At 67.4% G+C, this 17,007-nt stretch carries 14 protein-coding genes; 3 read left to right on the top strand and 11 right to left on the bottom strand.

Going from position 1 to position 17,007, the window contains the following annotated elements; translation table 11 throughout:
• Nucleotides 1-22: 22 nt before the first annotated feature.
• From atuF to UB43_RS13125, 6 genes are all read right to left on the bottom strand, one after another.
• A complete protein-coding gene (gene atuF / locus UB43_RS13150) occupies nucleotides 23-2,011 on the bottom strand; it encodes a geranyl-CoA carboxylase subunit apha (protein WP_045211547.1) in 1,989 nt (662 codons plus the stop codon).
• A 68-nt stretch (nucleotides 2,012-2,079) separates the two neighbouring features.
• On the bottom strand, nucleotides 2,080-2,877 hold the full coding sequence (gene atuE / locus UB43_RS13145; protein WP_045211545.1) for an isohexenylglutaconyl-CoA hydratase: 798 nt from the start codon (nucleotides 2,875-2,877) through the stop codon (nucleotides 2,080-2,082).
• A 126-nt stretch (nucleotides 2,878-3,003) separates the two neighbouring features.
• The gene (gene atuD / locus UB43_RS13140) at nucleotides 3,004-4,164 is read right to left on the bottom strand and encodes a citronellyl-CoA dehydrogenase (protein ID WP_038803742.1); all 1,161 of its coding nucleotides are present in this window, start codon (nucleotides 4,162-4,164) and stop codon (nucleotides 3,004-3,006) included.
• A gap of 177 nt (nucleotides 4,165-4,341) precedes the next feature.
• Nucleotides 4,342-5,958 carry a geranyl-CoA carboxylase subunit beta gene (gene atuC, locus UB43_RS13135; protein ID WP_045211539.1) on the bottom strand — a complete coding sequence of 539 codons (1,617 nt, stop codon included), beginning with the start codon at nucleotides 5,956-5,958 and terminating at the stop codon, nucleotides 4,342-4,344.
• 3 nt (nucleotides 5,959-5,961) lie between these two features.
• Complete coding sequence (locus UB43_RS13130; protein WP_045211537.1) at nucleotides 5,962-6,837, bottom strand: SDR family oxidoreductase; 876 nt, start codon at nucleotides 6,835-6,837, stop codon at nucleotides 5,962-5,964.
• Nucleotides 6,838-7,036: 199 nt separating this feature from the next.
• Nucleotides 7,037-8,827 carry an acyclic terpene utilization AtuA family protein gene (locus tag UB43_RS13125; protein WP_045211534.1) on the bottom strand — a complete coding sequence of 597 codons (1,791 nt, stop codon included), beginning with the start codon at nucleotides 8,825-8,827 and terminating at the stop codon, nucleotides 7,037-7,039.
• Between the two features lie 219 nt (nucleotides 8,828-9,046).
• Between UB43_RS13125 and UB43_RS13120 the strand changes: the two genes are divergently transcribed.
• The gene (locus UB43_RS13120) at nucleotides 9,047-9,667 is read left to right on the top strand and encodes a TetR/AcrR family transcriptional regulator (RefSeq protein ID WP_218187697.1); all 621 of its coding nucleotides are present in this window, start codon (nucleotides 9,047-9,049) and stop codon (nucleotides 9,665-9,667) included.
• A 144-nt stretch (nucleotides 9,668-9,811) separates the two neighbouring features.
• Here UB43_RS13120 and UB43_RS13115 read toward each other — a convergent pair whose 3' ends face one another.
• The 5 genes from UB43_RS13115 to eat form a co-directional block, all read right to left on the bottom strand.
• Nucleotides 9,812-10,576, bottom strand: coding sequence for a CPBP family intramembrane glutamic endopeptidase (locus tag UB43_RS13115; protein WP_045211532.1), 765 nt, complete (start codon nucleotides 10,574-10,576; stop codon nucleotides 9,812-9,814).
• Nucleotides 10,577-10,676: 100 nt separating this feature from the next.
• Nucleotides 10,677-10,847 (bottom strand): DUF2897 family protein, encoded by a 171-nt coding sequence (locus UB43_RS29170; RefSeq protein WP_082085834.1) that lies wholly within the window; start codon nucleotides 10,845-10,847, stop codon nucleotides 10,677-10,679.
• 47 nt (nucleotides 10,848-10,894) lie between these two features.
• The gene (eutC, locus tag UB43_RS13110; RefSeq protein WP_045211529.1) at nucleotides 10,895-11,668 is read right to left on the bottom strand and encodes an ethanolamine ammonia-lyase subunit EutC; all 774 of its coding nucleotides are present in this window, start codon (nucleotides 11,666-11,668) and stop codon (nucleotides 10,895-10,897) included.
• 12 nt (nucleotides 11,669-11,680) lie between these two features.
• The gene (locus UB43_RS13105) at nucleotides 11,681-13,054 is read right to left on the bottom strand and encodes an ethanolamine ammonia-lyase subunit EutB (protein ID WP_045211526.1); all 1,374 of its coding nucleotides are present in this window, start codon (nucleotides 13,052-13,054) and stop codon (nucleotides 11,681-11,683) included.
• Between the two features lie 54 nt (nucleotides 13,055-13,108).
• Complete coding sequence (gene eat / locus UB43_RS13100) at nucleotides 13,109-14,473, bottom strand: ethanolamine permease (RefSeq protein ID WP_045211523.1); 1,365 nt, start codon at nucleotides 14,471-14,473, stop codon at nucleotides 13,109-13,111.
• A 301-nt stretch (nucleotides 14,474-14,774) separates the two neighbouring features.
• Here eat and UB43_RS13095 point away from each other — a divergent pair, with 301 nt between their 5' ends.
• Both UB43_RS13095 and UB43_RS13090 read left to right on the top strand, forming a co-directional pair.
• A complete protein-coding gene (locus UB43_RS13095; protein WP_045211520.1) occupies nucleotides 14,775-16,076 on the top strand; it encodes a sensor histidine kinase in 1,302 nt (433 codons plus the stop codon).
• A 2-nt stretch (nucleotides 16,077-16,078) separates the two neighbouring features.
• Nucleotides 16,079-17,002, top strand: a complete 924-nt coding sequence (locus tag UB43_RS13090) for a response regulator (RefSeq protein ID WP_045211517.1) — start codon at nucleotides 16,079-16,081, stop codon at nucleotides 17,000-17,002.
• The last annotated feature ends 5 nt before the right edge of the window (nucleotides 17,003-17,007 follow it).

The raw sequence follows: 17,007 nt of genomic DNA, 5'->3' as shown, positions 1-17,007 counted from the left end.
TGGCGCGCTCCTACAGGGGGAATCAGGCGTCTTCGGCCTCGACCTCCACCAGCAATTGCCGCGATTTCACCTGCTCGCCCTTGGATACCTGCACGCGGCGGATCACGCCGTCGACGCCGGCCTTGAGCGGGTGCTCCATCTTCATCGCTTCCAGCACCAGCAGCAGTTGGCCCTTGCTGACTCGCGTGCCTTCGGCCACCAGCACATCGACGATGGCACCATCCATGGGCGCCTTCACGGTGCCGGAGCCCGCGCCAGCGGAGGTGCCGGCGGGCTCGTGGGTGACGTCGAGCAGTTCCAGGTTGCCGTCCGCGCCATACAGCCACAGGCGTGCCCCATCGCGGTGGAAGGGCAGGCGGCGACGAACGCCGTCGGCTTCGAGGATCGCGTCACCGTTCTCCTCGCCGAGCAGGCGCAGCTTGATCTCGGATTCACCGATGCGGGCCAGCAGCGTCGGCTGGGGGCCGTGCTCGCGGACTTCCAGCTCGACGACGAATTTCTCCTCGCCATGCTTGAGCGCAAAACGCCAGGGCGCGCTGCCCGCGCTACGCCAGCCGGACAGCCCCGGCTGGTGCGCACGATCACTGGCCGAAGCCTGATAGAGCAGGGCGGCAGCGCAGGCCAGTTCCAACGGCCGCGGCTGGCGCGGGGCCAGGCTCGGGTCACCGGCGAACTGTTCGCCGATGAATGCCGTGGTGGCCTTGCCGGCGGCGAATTCCGGGTGCTTGAGCAGGTTGGCGAGGAAGCGCTGGTTGCCGGTCACGCCCAGCAGCACGCAGTCCTCGACGGCGCGCACCAGCTTGCGCCGGGCTTCGTCGCGGGTGGCGCCGTAGGCGATGACCTTGGCCAGCATCGGATCGTAGAACGGCGTCACCGGCTGGCCTTCGCGCAGGCCGTGGTCGATGCGGATACCGTCCAGCTGCGGCGGCGTCCAGCGCAGCACCTGGCCGGTCTGCGGGAGGAAACCGTTGCCGGCATCCTCGGCGTACAGGCGCACTTCGATGGCATGGCCCTTGAGCTGGATCTGCTCCTGGGTCAACGGCAGCGGCTGGCCTTCGGCGACGCGGATCTGCCAGGCCACCAGGTCCTGGCCGGTGACCAGTTCGGTGACCGGGTGCTCCACCTGCAGGCGGGTGTTCATCTCCAGGAAGTAGAACGCACCGCTGGCATCCAGCAGGAATTCCACGGTGCCGGCGCCCCGGTAGTTCACCGATGCGGCGGCCTTCACCGCGGCGCTGCCCATGGCGGCGCGCAGGTCCTCGGTCAGCACCGGGCAGGGCGCTTCCTCGATGACCTTCTGGTGGCGGCGCTGCACCGAGCAGTCGCGCTCGCCGAGATAGACGATGTGGCCGTGGCTGTCGCCGAATACCTGGATTTCCACGTGGCGCGGCTGCACCACGGCTTTCTCGAGGATCAGCTCGCCGCTGCCGAAGGCGTTCTGCGCTTCCGAGCGTGCCGTACGCAGCTGTTCGGCGAGGTCCTCGCTGCGTGTCACCAGGCGCATGCCGCGCCCGCCACCGCCGGCGCTGGCCTTGATCATCAGCGGGTAGCCGATGCGCTCGGCCTCGCGGCTGAGCGTGGCGTCGTCCTGGTCGGCACCTTCGTAGCCGGGAATGCAGGGCACGCCGGCTTCGAGCATGGCGATCTTCGACAGGCGCTTGCTGCCCATCAGGTGGATGGCTTCCACGCCGGGGCCGATGAAGACGATGCCGGCGGCCTCGCAGGCGCGGGCGAAGTCGGCGTTCTCCGAGAGGAAGCCGTAGCCGGGGTGGACGGCGCCGGCGCCGGTGCGTTTCGCGGCGTCGAGGATCGCCTCGGGTTTCAGGTAGGACTGGCCGACCGGCGCCGGGCCGATGCACACGGCCTCGTCGGCCAGTTGCACGTGGCGGGCATTGGCATCGGCCTCGCTGTACACGGCCACGGTGCGGTAGCCCAGGTCGTGGGCGGTGCGGATCACCCGGCAGGCGATCTCGCCGCGGTTGGCAATCAGGATCTTGTCGAAGCTGGGCATGCTGGCTGTTTCCCTCTCCCCAGCCCTCTCCGTGACGGGAGAGGGGGTTGTTCGGTGCGCGCGTCGGGTCACTGCGCCCAGTTCGGTTTGCGTTTCTGCACGAAGGCCATAGTGCCTTCGGCGCCTTCCGCGCCGGTCACCGCTTCGGCGAACTGGCGCGCAGCGCCGTCCAGCAACGGGCCGAGGGCTTCGGTCTCGGTGGCCAGCAGCAGCGCCTTGGTGGCGGCATTGGCGCCCGGTGCGCAGCGACGGACCTGGTCGAGGGTTTCCGTCAGGTGCTCGCCGAGGTTTTCCGCGTTGTCGGCGCAGTGATGGACGAGCCCGAGGCGCAGCGCTTCGCGACCGTCGAAGCGCGCAGCGGTGAGGGCCAGGCGGCGCGCCTGGGTCAGGCCGATGCGTTTCACCACGAAGGGCGCGATCTGCGCCGGCAGGATGCCGAGGCTGGTTTCCGGCAGGCCGAACTGCGCGTCGGCCGCCGCGATGGCGATGTCCGAGACGCAGGCCAGGCCGAAGCCACCGCCGAGCACCGCGCCTTCCAGCACGGCGACCAGCACCTGCGGCTGTGCCTGGGCTTCTTCCAGCAGGCCGCCGAAGGCGCGGTTCAGCGCGGCATAGGCATCGGGACCGGCGGCGCGGGCGCCGGCCATGTCCTTGATGTCGCCGCCGGCGCAGAAGTGCCCGCCGGCGCCGCGCAGGACGATGGCGCGCACGGCGCGGTCGTCGTGCACCGCGGCGAGCACCGCGCGCAGTTCGCCGACCATCGCCAGGCTCATGGCGTTGCGGCTGTCCGGACGATTGAGGGTGACGTGCAGTACGCCGCCGTCACGTTCCAGCAGCAGGGTTTCGCAGTTCGGCAATTCGCTCATGCCGCAATTCCTCGTTGATTCGTCGTCTTTTCGTAGGAGCGAGCNTGCTCGCGAACCGCATGGCACCGGGGTGCCAAGCGAAACAGCGTTCGCGAGCAAGCTCGCTCCTACAAAGGGCCCAGGCCCTTAGCCCTTCTTCTTGCCCGGCAGGGTGCCCATCAGCTTGCAGATGATGCCCAGCATGATTTCGTCCGCGCCGCCGCCGATGGAGACCAGGCGGGTGTCGCGATAGGCGCGGGCGATCGGGTTTTCCCACATGAAGCCCTGGCCGCCCCAGTACTGCAGGCAGGCGTCGGTGACCTCGCGGGACAGCCGGCCGACCTTGAGCTTGGCCATGGAGGCCAGGCGGGTGACGTCCTTGCCGCGGATGTACTGCTCGGTGGCCTGGTAGGTGAGGGCGCGCAGGCACTCGATCTCGGTCATCAGCTCGGCCATGCGGAAGTGGATGACCTGGTTGTCGATCAGCGCCTGGCCGAAGGTCTTGCGCTCCTTGCAGTAGTCGATGGTGGCGTTGACGCAGTACTCCATGCCCTTGATCCCGCTGGCGGCGCCGAACAGGCGCTCTTCCTGGAATTGCAGCATCTGCATCATGAAGCCCGAACCCTCGGCGCCGATGCGGTAGCGCTGCGGTACGCGCACGTCGTCGAAGAACACCTGGGCGGTCTCCGAGCTGCGCATGCCGAGCTTGTCCAGGTGCGGGCTGATGCTGATGCCCTTGGACTTCATCGGCACCATGATCAGCGACTTGTTGACGTGGGGCTTGTCGTCGGAGGTGTTGGCCAGCAGGCAGATGAAGTCGGCGGACGGCGAGTTGGTGATCCACATCTTGCTGCCGTTGATGACGTAGTCGTCGCCATCCTTGCGCGCGGTGGTCTTCAGGCCCGCCACGTCGGAGCCGGCGCCCACTTCCGAGACGCCGATGCAGCCGACCATTTCGCCGGCGATGGCGGGGCGGAGGAACTCCTCGCGCAGCTCATCGGAGCCGAAGCGCGCCAGGGCCGGGGTGCACATGTCGGTCTGCACGCCCAGGGCCATCGGCACGCCGCCGCAATGGATGGTGCCGAACTCTTCGGCGGCGACCACCGAGTAGCTGTAGTCCAGGCCCATGCCGCCGAATTTCTCCGGCTTGGAGATGCCCAGCAGGCCCAGGTCGCCGGCCTTCTTGAAGACTTCGTGGATGGGGAAGCGACCGGCCTTTTCCCACTCGTCGACGTAGGGGTTGATTTCGCGCTCGACGAAGTTGCGCACGGTGCGGCGGAGTTCTTCGTGTTCCTGGGTGAAGATCATTGTTGTTGTTCTCCGTAAGCCTGAGTTGTTTAGCCTATCGCCCTCTCCCCAGCCCTCTCCCTGAAGGGAGAGGGGGCTGCTAGGAGCGAGCTGGAAGTTCGCTTTACGCCGGGTCGCCTTGGCCCCTTCTCCCGCTTGCGGGAGAGGGCGGGGGAGAGGGGCTTTTGCCCGCTCCCATCAGAACCTCGCTACCCCAAAACTATTACCCTTCAGCGGCCGCACAGCCGCCTCCGCGCAGATGTCCAGCAGGTAGCCGAGCAGCGCGCGGGTGTCGCGCGGGTCGACCAGTCCGTCGTCCCACAGGCTCGCCGTGCCGTAGAGCGCGGTGGACTGGGCGTCGAGTTTCTGCGCGGTCACCTGTTCGAGCATGTCGAGCATCTTCGGGTCGGCTTCCTTGCCCTCCTTGGCGTGCTTCTCCTCGGTGACGATGCGCAGCACCTTGCCGGCCTGGGCGCCGCCCATCACGGCGGTGCGGCTGTTGGGCCAGGCGAAGATGAAGCGCGGGTCCAGCCCGCGGCCGCACATGGCGTAGTTGCCGGCGCCGTAGGAGCCGCCGACGACCAGGGTGAGCTTGGGCACCGTGGCGTTGGCCACCGCCTGGATCATCTTCGAGCCGTGCTTGATCACGCCCAGGCGCTCGGACTCGGTGCCGACCATGAAGCCGGTGGTGTTGTGCAGGAACAGGATCGGCGTGTTGCTCTGCTCGCACAGCTGGATGAACTGCGCCGCCTTGGTCGCGCCCTGCGGAGTGATCGGGCCGTTGTTGCCGATCAGGCCGCAGGCGTGGCCTTCGATGTGCAGGTGGCCGCAGACGGTCTGGCTGTCGAACTCGTTCTTGAAGTCGAGGAAGCGCGAGCCGTCGGCGATGCGCGCAATGATCTCGCGCACGTCGTAGGGCTTCTTCGCGTCCGCCGGGACCACGCCGAGCAGTTCCTGCGCCGGGTACAGCGGCTCGTCCCACTCCAGCTTGCGGCGTGCGGGCAGCTGCGCATTCCACGGCAGCGAGGCGAGGATTTCGCGAGCCAGGCGCACGCCGTCGGCGTCGTTCTCTGCCAGGTACTCGGCGGTGCCGGCGACCTGGGCGTGCAGTTCGGCACCACCCAGTTCCTCATCGGTGGCGATCTCGCCGGTGGCGGCTTTCAGCAGCGGCGGGCCGGCGAGGAACATCTTGGCCTTGCCGCGCACCACCACCACGTAGTCCGACAACCCCGGCTGGTACGCGCCGCCAGCGGTGGACGAGCCGTGCACCACGGTGACCTGGGGAATGCCCGCCGCCGACATGCGTGCCTGGTTGGCGAAGCCGCGCGCGCCCTCGACGAAGATGTCCGCCGCGTAGTTCAGGTTGGCGCCGCCGCTCTCGGTCAGCGCCACCACCGGCAGCTTGTTCTCGAAGGCGATCTGCTGCAGGCGCAGGGTCTTCTTCAGGCCGGTGGGGGAGATGGTGCCGCCCTTGATCGCGCTGTTGCTGGCGGTCACCAGGCAGCGCACCCCGGCGATATAGCCGATGCCGGAGATGATGCCGCCGCCGGCCTGGGTGCCGTCCTTGTCGTCGTGCAGCTTGTAGCCGGCCAGCGAGGAGATCTCGAGGAACGGCGCACCGGCGTCCAGCAGCAGGTTCAGGCGTTCGCGCGGCAGCAGCTGGCCGCGCTTGTCGAACTTGGGTTTGGCCTCGGCGGCCTTGTCGAGCACCTTCTGCTCGACCTCGCGGAAGCTCGCCACGGCAGCCAGCATGGCCTCGCGGTTGCGGGCGAAGTCTTCGCCCTGGGGATCGAGTTCGGATTGGATGACCGGCATCGCTTACTCCTGATCCTTCAGTACATCGGGCAGGTAGGCGCGGTGGAAACCGTTGTAGGAACGGCTCTGCCCCGGCTTCACCTTGGACAGCGGGAAGGCGCGGCTGCCCTGGCTGGCGGCGCCATCGATGCGGATGGTGTTGCCGCTGATGAAAGCGGCGCCGGGGGAGAGCAGGAAGACGATGGCGGCGGCGACTTCCGATTCGGTGCCGATGCGCTTGAGCGGCACGTGCTCGCGCAGGGTCGGGATCACGGCCTTGAACGCGCCTTCGTAGGTGTCCATGCCGCTGGAGGCGACCCAGCCCGGTGCCACCGCGTTGACCCGCACGCCGGCGTGGCCCCACTCGATGGCGGCGGTCTTGGTGAAGTTCTCCATGCCGGCGCGGGCGGCGCCGGAATGGCCCATGCCGGGCATGCCGCCCCACATGTCGGCGAGCATGTTGACGATGCTGCCGCCGGTCTTGCTCAGGCTCTGGTTGAAGACTTCGCGGGCCATCAGGAAACCGCCGACGAGGTTGGTGCGCACCACGGCCTCGAAGCCCTTCAGGTTGATCGAGGCGAGCGGCGCGGGGTATTGGCCGCCGGCGTTGTTGACCAGGTGATGGATCGGCCCGCGCTCGGCGATGACCTGCGCCACCAGCGCTTTCACCGCCTCCTCGTCGCGGATGTCGCAGCTGTGCCAGCTGGCGCTGCCGCCGTCTTCGATGATCTCGCCGGCGGTCTTCTCCAACTTCTCCGCCTTGCGCCCCACCAGCACCACGTGGGCGCCGAGGGCCGCCAGCTCATGGGCGGTGCAACGACCGATGCCGCTGCCGCCGCCGGTGACGATGATGGTCTGGCCGTCGAACAGGCCGGATTTGAAGATCGAGTCGTAGCTCATTGTTGTTCTGACTCCGAGGTATCCCGTAGGGCGGATGAAACGGAACACTTCATCCACCGTTTGCGATTGGCGGATAACGCTGGTGGCGTTATGCGCCCTACGTTTCTGCTCAATCGTTCGTCGTGCGTGCTCTTCGTAGGAGCGAGCTTGCTCGCGAACAGGCGCCGCGGCGGGGCCGGGTTCGCGAGCAAGCCCGCTCCTACAGGAATCGATCGGCGATGGCTTGCGGCACCGCCACCGGGAATTCCAGCAACTGCTGGGCGAAGGCCTTGCCCTGCGGGTCGATGCGCAGGCTCGCCACGCCGCCGCCGCCCAGGGCGTTTTCCAGCAGGAAGTTCAGACTGTGTGTGCCCGGCAGGTGCCAGCGGCTGACGCGGCCAAGCTGCGGGTCGAGCACGTGCTGCATCCATTCGGCCACGGCGCCTTCGCTCAGCGCCTCAGCGATCCATGGCAGGTACTCGGGCCGTCGCGCCATCACGCCGATGTTGCTGTGGTTGCCCTTGTCGCCGGAGCGCGCCACGGCCAGCTTCACCAGCGGCACGCTGGCCTGGGCCGGGCCCATGGCGGTCGGCGCGGGAATGTCGTCGGCCAGCGCGGCCGGGTCGAAGTGCTCGATGGCGGGCAGGGCGACTGGCTGGCGCTCGCCGTCGATCTCCACGGCCAACGCGCAGGCGTCCTTGTCGATCAGGAAGGAGAACAGGCGGATCACCGGGTACACGGTCGGTCGGCCGCCGACGATGCCGGTCAGGCCCGGCGCCATGCCGGTGGCGGCCTGGGCGATCTCGCGGGAGAACAGCACCAGGGCTTCCTTGCGGCTGTGGCGCACGGCAAGCTTCACCACGATTTCGCGGCTGTCCTCGCGGCGCCCGTGCGGGCCGTAGGTGGCCTCGCTGCCGAGCAGTTCGATGCTCACCTCGCGGTACGGCCCCCAGCCGCGCTCCATGAGGATTTCCTCGGTCTTGGCAATGATTGCCTGGCTGACCCGCTCGGCCTTCTTCACCGCGTCGATGCCGGCGATCAGGCAACTGGCGGTGCAGCGGAAACCGTCCGGGTAGGTGGCGCTGACCTTGTATTGGCCGGTCGGCGGCAGGCCGCGTGCGCCACTGACGGCGACGCGGTTGTCGCCCACCTGGGCGAGCTGGACCTGGGTGAAGTCGCAGATCACATCGGGCAGCAGGTAGGCGCGCGGGTCGCCGATCTCGTAGAGCATCTGCTCGCCCACCGACAGCGGCGTGACCAGCCCGCCGGTGCCTTGTGGCTTGGTCACCACGAAGTCGCCGCTCTCCTGTACTTCGACGAGCGGGAAGCCGATGTGCTCGTAGTCCGGCACGCTTTCCCAGTCGGTGAAGTTGCCGCCGGTGCACTGCGCGCCGCACTCGATGATGTGCCCGGCCAGCGCAGCCTGGGCCAGTTTGTCGTGGTCGTTCCAGGCCCAGCCGAACTCGTGCACCAGCGCGGCGCTGACCACTGCGCTGTCCACCACGCGGCCAGTGATGACGATATCGGCGCCGGCCTTCAGCGCGTCGACAATGCCGGGAGCGCCGAGGTAAGCGTTGACGGAGACGCACATGGGCGGCATCGGCGCGCCTGAGAACATCTCGCGGATGCCGGCCTTGGCCAGTTCGCCCAGACGCGGCTGCAGGTTATCGCCGTGCACCACGGCGATCTTCAGCGCCACGCCGGCCTTCTCGCAGGCGGCGGCGAGGGCGCTGGCGCAGGCCTGCGGGTTGACCCCGCCGGCGTTGCTGATCACGCGCACCTTCTTCGAAGCGATATCGCCCAGCAGCGGTGTCATCACTTCGATGAAATCGGTGGCGTAGCCTGCCTCGGGGTTCTTCAGGCGGGCGCCGGCCATGATCGACAGGGTGATTTCGGCCAGATAGTCGAACACCAGGTAGTCCATTTCCGCGCCGCGCACCAGTTGGGCGGCGGCGGTGGAGGTGTCGCCCCAGAAGGCGGAGGCGCAGCCGATACGTACGGATTTAGTCATTGTTCTGCCCGTGACGCTGAGTGATGGAACGACATTACCAAGCAAGCGCTTGGTTGAAAAGCCCCGAAAGAACGACAACCCCAACCATTGGATGGCCAAGCGCTTGCTTGGTTGGGCTTCGGGGGCTTACATTTCGTCAGACAACACAAGCACTTGCAGGGCGTTTCGATGAATCGTCCTGAGCAGATCGGCCGATGGGCCTCATGGGGAGAGAACAGCGTGGATGACCGCAAAGCCCGCGAAGTCATGCTGGAGCTGGTCAAGACCGGGCAGATCACCGACCCGGAGAGCGCCCGCGGCAAGCTGTTGCACACGGCCGCGCACCTGTTCCGCAGCAAGGGCTACGAACGCACCACGGTGCGCGACCTGGCCGGCGCGGTGGGCATCCAGTCCGGCAGCATCTTCCATCACTTCAAGAGCAAGGACGAAATCCTCCGCTCGGTGATGGAGGAAACCATCCTCTACAACACCGCCCTGATGCGTGCCGCGCTGGCCGATGCGACGACCCTGCGCGAACGCCTGCTGGCGCTGATCCGCTGCGAGCTGCAGTCGATCACCGGCGGCACCGGCGAGGCGATGGCGGTATTGGTCTACGAATGGCGTTCGCTGTCGGAAGAAGGCCAGGCCTACATTCTCAGCCTGCGCGACATCTACGAGCAGATGTGGCTGGAAGTGCTGGAAGAGGCCCGCCTGGCTGGTTTCAGCCAGGGCGATCCGTTCATCCTGCGGCGCTTCCTCACCGGTGCGCTGTCCTGGTCGATCACCTGGTTCCGCCCCGAAGGCAGCCTTACCCTCGACGAACTGGCCGAGCAGGCGTTGCTGCTGGTGATGCGCGATTGAGTTTGGCGTTGAGGGAAATCGATCGCGGACGGAGTCCGCTCCCACGCGCGCCGGAGGTGTTTGCAATGAGGCGCCCCGCCTTGTGTCGAGCATTGGGTGGGAGCGGACTCTGTCCGCGATCGCTCAACGCAGGCACCGAGCCGATCAGATAATCCGCAACGGATAGCTGAACAGCAGCAGGTGCAGGCAGTTCACCGCCGCATGCAGCAGTATCGGCACCAGCAGGCGGCCGCTGAAGTGGAAGGCCAGGCCGTAGCCCAGGCCGGCGATGCCGGCGACCACGGCGAACAGCGGGTTGATCGGCCAGTGCACCATGCCGAACAGCACGCTGGCGGCAGCCACCCCGGCGACGGCGCCGAAACGGCGCACCAGCTCAGTCTGCAGCAGTCCGCGGAAGAAGGCTTCCTCGGTCAGCGAGATCACGCAGACGTTGACCAGCATCCATAGCCAGAAGCCGGGCGGCCATTTCGGGTTCCATACCACCAGGCCACCCGCGACGGCCACCAGCGGCACGGCGAATAGCGTGGTGACGATGACGATGGCGGCGAAGTCCGGTGAGCGTTTTTCCTCCGGCACCGGGTCGCGGCGCAACCACCAGGCGAGCAGGGTGGCGCCCACCAGTGCCTTGTCCCAGGACAGGTGCAGGGCGTAGACGGGAGCGTCCGGGCTGAGCTGGCGTACTGGCCAGAGGGTCCATGAGGTAGTGCCCGGCAGCAGGTGCGCGGCCAGGGCGATACTGAGCACGAGGCACACCAGCCACCAGAGCAGGCGCGGCAGGCGATGCTCGCCGTAGAGGGTCCAGGCGACGTAGACGGCGCCGATCAGCAACCCCACTGGCTGGACGAATCCAAGCGCAAAACCGCAGAGCAACAACACGACTGGCAGCAGCGGCAGGAGTTTCCTGAGCATTCTTTCCTCCATCGAAGGAGGCGAGTCTAGGCAATTTCAACCGCCGCTGGCCATCGTTATGACCAGTTTTTGACTGAGGCGTCAGTCAGTTAGACGATTATCAGCGCTTGTCTTCGGCGTCCTTGGCATCCATTTCGGCGTTGCGCTCGTGGATGCGCTTGAGCTGTTCCTCGGTGAGCGGGAGCTTCTTCGCGGTGTCGCGCAGCATCATCAGCGCGCCGACGATGGAGCCCAGGGCTAGGGCAATGATCAACCAGGCATACCAGGGCATGGTCCCGTCTCCGACAGTGGCAGTAGAACGTCACGATACGCTGTGATTCAGACCTTGTCAGGCGCGGTCCGGTTCAGGGAGATCGTTTCGGGCAGATCGCTGTCGTCCTTGAGCTTGACGCCGCTGACGCGCAGGCGCAGCGACTGTTGCAGCAGGTGGGCGAGCTTGTGGGCGGCCTGGGCGTAGGGCAAACCTTGCGGGCGCACGTTGGAGATGCAGTTGCGCTCGCTGTCCATGCGCCCCACGCGCGGCTGCCAGGTCAGGTACAGGCCGAGGCTGTCGGGCGAGCTGAGGCCGGGGCGTTCGCCGATCAGCACCAGCGCCAGCTTCGCTCCCAGCGCCTCGCCGATGCCGTCGCCGATGGCCACGCGGCCCTGTTCGGCGAGCACCACTGGCGTGTGCTGCCAATCGGTGGCGAAGCGCTCGCGCAGCGCGCTCAGCAGCGGCAGCGCGTGTTGCTGGACGGCGAAGGAGGAGAGGCCATCGGCGATCACGATGACCAGTTCCGCCGCGTGTTCGCCCTTGAGCTGCCACTGGCTGTCCGGGTGCAGCGCGCGGCCCAGGTCCGGGCGCAGCAGGTAGGTCTGGCGGTCAGGCGCCTCGCTGCGGGCGCGCAGGGTGCGGAAGCCCTCGCGGGCCAGTGATTGCTGCAGCGCCTCGAAGTCCAGCGGATGGTGCACCGCATCGCGGGCCTGGGCGTGGGCCAGGCCGAACTTGAGCACTTCGCGGGTCGGCAGGCTGGAGCCGACGCGGCCCAGTGCGATGCGCGCGGAGGTGTGCGCGCGCAGCTCGTCCCAGGGGTCGTTCTGGATCAGGTCCATGCTGGTTCCTCCTCAGAATGCCCGCAGCAGATCGTGGCCACGCCCGATCGGTCGCAGCTGACCCGAGGCTTCGGTGATCGCCATCTTCGCCAGCCAGGCGTCGAACTCCGGCGCGCGCTTCAGGCCCAGGGTGCTGCGCAGGTAGAGGGCGTCGTGGAAGGAGGTGCTCTGGTAGTTGAGCATGATGTCGTCGGCGCCGGGGATGCCCATGATGAAGGTGACGCCCGCCGCGCCCAGCAGGGTCAGCAGGTTGTCCATGTCGTCCTGGTCGGCCTCGGCGTGGTTGGTGTAGCAGACGTCGCAGCCCATGGGCACGCCCAGCAGCTTGGCGCAGAAGTGGTCTTCCAACCCCGCGCGGATGATCTGCTTGCCGTCGTAGAGATACTCCGGGCCGATGAAGCCGACCACGGTATTGGTCAGCAGCGGTCGGAACTCGCGGGCCACGGCATAGGCGCGGGCTTCGCAGGTCTGCTGGTCGACACCGTGGTGGCCGCCTGCGGAGAGGGCGCTGCCCTGGCCTGTCTCGAAGTACATGACGTTGTCGCCCAGCGTGCCGCGGCCCAGCGACAGCGCCGCCGCGTGGGCCTCGCGCAGCAGGGCGAGGTCGATGCCGAAGCTCTCGTTGGTCTTCTGCGTGCCGGCGATGGACTGGAACACCAGGTCGATCGGCGCGCCGGCCTCGATGGCCTGGATTTGCGAGGTGACGTGGGTGAGCACGCAGCTCTGCAGGGGAATCTCGAAGCGCTGGCGCAGCTCGTCCATCATCCGCCACAGCTGCATCAGCGTGGCGGGCGAATCGCTCGCCGGATTGATGCCAACCACCGCGTCGCCGGAACCGTACAGCAGGCCGTCGAGCATGCTGGCGGCGATGCCGCGCAGATCGTCCGTGGGGTGGTTGGGCTGCAGGCGCGCCGAGAGGTGTCCGGGCAGGCCGATGGTGTTGCGGAAGCGGGTGACCACACGGCATTTCTTCGCCGCCAGGATCAGGTCCTGGTTGCGCATCAGCTTGCTCACCGCGGCGGCCATCTCCGGCGTGATGCCGCGGGCCATGGCGGCCAGCGTGGCGCTGTCGGTGCTGTCCAGCAGCAGCCAGTCGCGGAAGTCGCCAACGGTCAGATGGCTGATCGGCGCGAAGGCGGCGGCATCGTGGCTGTCGATGATCAGCCGGGTGACTTCGTCCGCTTCGTAGGGGATCAGCGCCTCGTCGAGGAAGCGCTTGAGTGGCACGTCGGCGAGGGCGATCTTCGCCGCCATGCGTTCTTCGTAGCTGTCCGCGGCGAGGCCCGCCAGCGAGTCACCGGAGCGCGCCGGGCTGGCCTTGGCGAGCAGCGTCTTCAGGTCGGGAAAGCGGTAGGTCAGGTTGCCGACGGTGGTCTGGTAGATCATGCGAGCGTCCCGGTTATCCCGCGCCCCGCCGCGAAGGCAGGGCGCGGATGGCGATCAGGCTCCCGTCAGCATAGCGTCCGCCGGGGCGCTGGCGCGATGGGCGGCGGTGAGCTGGAAGTAGACGAAGCCCGCCGCCATGAAGGCCAGGAAGATCCCGGCGATCTGCAGGGCGAACCAGACCATCGCCGCCAGGCACAGCACGGCGAGCGCCAGGGCGATGCCCGGCACCACGGGGAAGCCCGGCGCGCGGAAGCTGCGTTCCAGGTCCGGCTCGCTGCGGCGCAGCTTGAACAGGCTGAGCATGCTCATGATGTACATGACGATGGCGCCGAACACGCTCATGGTGATCATCGCGGCGGTCAGGCTCATGCCTTGCAGGGCGATCAGGCCGTCGCTGTAGATCGCCGCGATGCCCACCAGGCCGCCGGCGATGATCGCCCGGTGCGGCGTCTGGAAGCGCGAGAGTTTCGCCAGGCCGCGCGGCAGGTAGCCGGCGCGTGCCAGGGCGAAGAACTGCCGCGAGTAGCCCAGGATAATGCCGTGGAAGCTGGCGACCAGGCCGAACAGGCCGATCCACACCAGCATGTGCAGCCAGCCGGAGTTCTCGCCGACCACCATTTTCATGGCCTGCGGCAGCGGGTCGTTGATCCCCGACAGCGCCTTCCAGTCACCCGCGCCGCCGGCGAACAGCATCACGCCGAGGGCCAGTACCACCAGGGTGAGGATGCCGCTGACATAGGCCTTGGGGATGGTGCGTTTCGGGTCTTTCGCTTCCTCGGCCGCCATGGCCGCGCCCTCGATGGCGAGGAAGAACCAGATGGCGAAGGGAATCGCCGCGAAGATGCCACTGATAGCCGCGCCGCCGAAGCTGTCCGAGCCGGCCCAGCCATTGAGCACGAAGTTGCTGAAGCTGAAGCCCGGCGCGACCACGCCCATGAACACCAGCAATTCGCCCACCGCGAGGATGGTGACGATCAGCTCGAAGGTCGCGGCGATGCTGACGCCGAGGATGTTCAGGGTCATGAAGATCAGGTACGCGCCGACCGCCGCGTGCTTGGGATCGAGCGAGGGGAACTGCACGTTGAGGTAGGCGCCGATGGCCATGGCGATGGCCGGCGGGGCGAAGACGAACTCGATCAGCGTGGCGAGGCCGGCCACCAGCCCGCCTTTCTCGCCGAAGGCGCGGCGGCTGTAAGCGAAGGGCCCGCCGGCGTGGGGAATGGCGGTGGTCAGCTCGGTAAAGCTGAAGATGAAGCAGGTGTACATGGTCGCCACGAGAAGCGTGGTGACCAGGAAGCCGAGGGTGCCGGCCACGCCCCAGCCATAGCTCCAGCCGAAATACTCACCGGAAATCACCAGGCCCACGGCGATACCCCACAGGTGCAGGGTGCCGAGGGTGGGTTTGAGTTGCGTGCTCATGCGAGGTCTCCAGGACAGAGGATGAAAGACACGACCCGCGCAGTCGTGCAGTGGCCGTGCCATTCCCCCTGACCCGGTCGCAAAGTGCCTGATCGCGTCGTTTCGTGAACATTCGCCACCTGTTCGCCTGCTTCGAAGCGGTGCGACGGTGTTTCGCGCGTCCCGTTCGGGTGCGCGGCGGCGGCGCTTGTTGCAGAGCGATGACTGCCTTGTGAAGCTTCCCGAGCACGCGACGGCTGTCACAGGATGGCAATCTGCCGCTGGTCTACTGGCGCCCATCCCAGCGACCGGAGATTCGCCGATGACCACCCGCGCCCTGCACGAGCTGTTGCGCCAGGTAGCGCCCTTGGCACCGGAACTGAGCATCAGTGACGTGGCCGATCGTTTCCTCGATGCCGAGCACCGCGCCTTCCTCTCGCTGCCGGTGGTGGACGCCACCGGAATGCCGCTGGGGCTGGTCAGCCGCAATGGCCTGCAGGACATCTTCATGCAGCGCTTCGGCCGCGACCTCTGGGGCCGCCGCCCGGCCAGCGACGTGATGAACGCGCAGCCGTTGAAGGTGCGCGCCGACCTGAGCCTCGAGGAAGCCTCGCAACAGGTCACCGCCCAACTGAGTTACCCGATCACCGAGGACTTCGTTCTGGTGGACGAGCAGGGGCGCTACCTCGGCCTGGGCACGGTGCTCGATCTGCTGAAAGCCATGGAGCAGCGCGTCGCCCAGCGCAACCGCGTGCTCAACAAGACCCTGCAGGACCTGCGCGAATCCCAGGCGCAACTGGTGCAGTCGGAAAAGATGGCTTCCCTCGGGCAGATGGTCGCAGGCGTCGCCCACGAGCTGAATACCCCGCTGGGTTATGTGAAGAACAACGTTGCGCTGCTGCGCGAACTGCTGATCCCGCTGCTCGGCCTGACCGAGGCGCAGACGCTGCTCAATGAATGCCTGGACGACCCGGCCTGCGCTCCCGAGCAACTGGCTCGCGCCCGCGCCGCCTTCGAACAGGCCCGCGATGAAGCGGCGCTGGAACAACTGGTGGGCGATCTCGACCAACTGTTCGGCGACACCGATTTCGGCCTGGCGCAGATCGGCGAGCTGGTCGGTGGCCTGAAGGACTTCGCCCGCCTGGACCGTGCCCGCAGCGAAGAGGTCGATCTCAACGACTGCGTGCGCAGCGCGCTGCTGATCGCCCGCAACAGCATCAAGGAAAAGGCCGAGGTCGCCACCCAGCTGGGCGCACTGCCCAAGGTTGCCTGTGCCGCCAGCCAGATCAACCAGGTGCTGCTCAACCTGCTGACCAACGCCGCCCAGGCCATGGAGAGGTTCGGCCTGATCCAGGTGAAATCCTGGGCGGACGAAACCCATGTGCACCTCTCGGTGCAGGACAACGGCAAGGGCATGAACGAGGAGGTGCGCGCGCGCATCTTCGACCCCTTCTTCACCACCAAGCCGGTGGGGCAGGGCACGGGCCTGGGCCTGTCGATCAGCTACAAGATCGTCCAGGACCACGGCGGCCGTATCCGCGTGGCGTCCGAACCCGGACGCGGCACGCGATTCCTCATCAGCCTGCCGATCCAGCAGGCCAGCGAACTGAAACGGAGCGCCTGAACATGAGCCAGCAGCCTGTCCGCATCCTCTTCGTCGACGACGAGGAGCGCATCCTGCGCAGCCTCGCGATGCAGTTCCGCCGTCACTACGACGTGCTGGTGGAAACCGACCCGCACAAGGCCTTGCAGCGCCTGCGCGAGGAGCGCATCGACATTCTCGTCAGCGACCAGCGCATGCCGCAGATGACCGGCGCCGAGTTGCTCGCCCAGGCCCAGGAAATCGCCCCGGACACCCTGCGCATCCTGCTGACCGGGTATTCCGACCTCGACGCGGCGGTGGAGGCGCTCAACAGCGGCGGTATCTTCCGTTACCTGACCAAGCCCTGGGACCCGCAGGAAATGGCCTTCACCCTGCGCCAGGCGGCCGAGATCGCCCAGCGCCAGGCGCCGGCCGAGCCCATCGATACCAAGGCGATCAGCCGCGTCGTTGCGCCACTCAACGTGCTGCTGCTGGACGAGGATCCCGAAACCCTCGCCTGCGTCGGCGAGTTCTGCAGCGCCGGCACCCACCGGCTGCACCGCGCGCGCAACCTGGCCGAGGCCATCGTGCGACTGAACAGCGAACCCATCGATATCCTGGTCAGTGACCTGAAGCTCGCCGGCGAGGACACCGCGCCACTGCTCAAGTCCCTGGCCCAGGCTCATCCGCGCCTGCTGAGCATCGTCGTCACGCCGTTCCGCGACACCCAGGACCTGCTGGCGCTGATCAACCAGGCGCAGATCTTCCGCTACCTGCCCAAGCCGATCCGCCGCGGGCTGTTCGAGAAGGGCCTGAAGGCCGCCGCCGAGCAGGCGCTGCTGTGGCGCGCGCAGCCGGAGCAGAAGGTCGCGCGTATCGCCGAGGTGCCGCGCGAGGAGCGCGAGCGGGAGAAGGTCGGCAGCCTGCTGGGCATGCTCGGCCGCCTGCGCGAGCGGCTGAGTGCCTGATCGCC

This window comes from Pseudomonas sp. 21, assembly GCF_000955805.1.
GTDB lineage: Bacteria > Pseudomonadota > Gammaproteobacteria > Pseudomonadales > Pseudomonadaceae > Pseudomonas.
This window is presented reverse-complemented; position numbering and strand designations above follow the sequence as displayed.

Excerpts from the sequence above, each read along its gene's own strand:
- atuF (WP_045211547.1), bottom strand. The coding sequence starts at position 2,011 with ATGCCCAGCTTCGACAAGATCCTGATTGCCAACCGCGGCGAGATCGCC.
- atuE (WP_045211545.1), bottom strand. The coding sequence starts at position 2,877 with ATGAGCGAATTGCCGAACTGCGAAACCCTGCTGCTGGAACGTGACGGC.
- atuD (WP_038803742.1), bottom strand. The coding sequence starts at position 4,164 with ATGATCTTCACCCAGGAACACGAAGAACTCCGCCGCACCGTGCGCAAC.
- atuC (WP_045211539.1), bottom strand. The coding sequence starts at position 5,958 with ATGCCGGTCATCCAATCCGAACTCGATCCCCAGGGCGAAGACTTCGCC.
- UB43_RS13130 (WP_045211537.1), bottom strand. The coding sequence starts at position 6,837 with ATGAGCTACGACTCGATCTTCAAATCCGGCCTGTTCGACGGCCAGACC.
- UB43_RS13125 (WP_045211534.1), bottom strand. The coding sequence starts at position 8,827 with ATGACTAAATCCGTACGTATCGGCTGCGCCTCCGCCTTCTGGGGCGAC.
- UB43_RS13115 (WP_045211532.1), bottom strand. The coding sequence starts at position 10,576 with ATGCTCAGGAAACTCCTGCCGCTGCTGCCAGTCGTGTTGTTGCTCTGC.
- UB43_RS29170 (WP_082085834.1), bottom strand. The coding sequence starts at position 10,847 with ATGCCCTGGTATGCCTGGTTGATCATTGCCCTAGCCCTGGGCTCCATC.
- eutC (WP_045211529.1), bottom strand. The coding sequence starts at position 11,668 with ATGGACCTGATCCAGAACGACCCCTGGGACGAGCTGCGCGCGCACACC.
- UB43_RS13105 (WP_045211526.1), bottom strand. The coding sequence starts at position 13,054 with ATGATCTACCAGACCACCGTCGGCAACCTGACCTACCGCTTTCCCGAC.
- eat (WP_045211523.1), bottom strand. The coding sequence starts at position 14,473 with ATGAGCACGCAACTCAAACCCACCCTCGGCACCCTGCACCTGTGGGGT.
- UB43_RS13095 (WP_045211520.1), top strand. The coding sequence starts at position 14,775 with ATGACCACCCGCGCCCTGCACGAGCTGTTGCGCCAGGTAGCGCCCTTG.
- UB43_RS13090 (WP_045211517.1), top strand. The coding sequence starts at position 16,079 with ATGAGCCAGCAGCCTGTCCGCATCCTCTTCGTCGACGACGAGGAGCGC.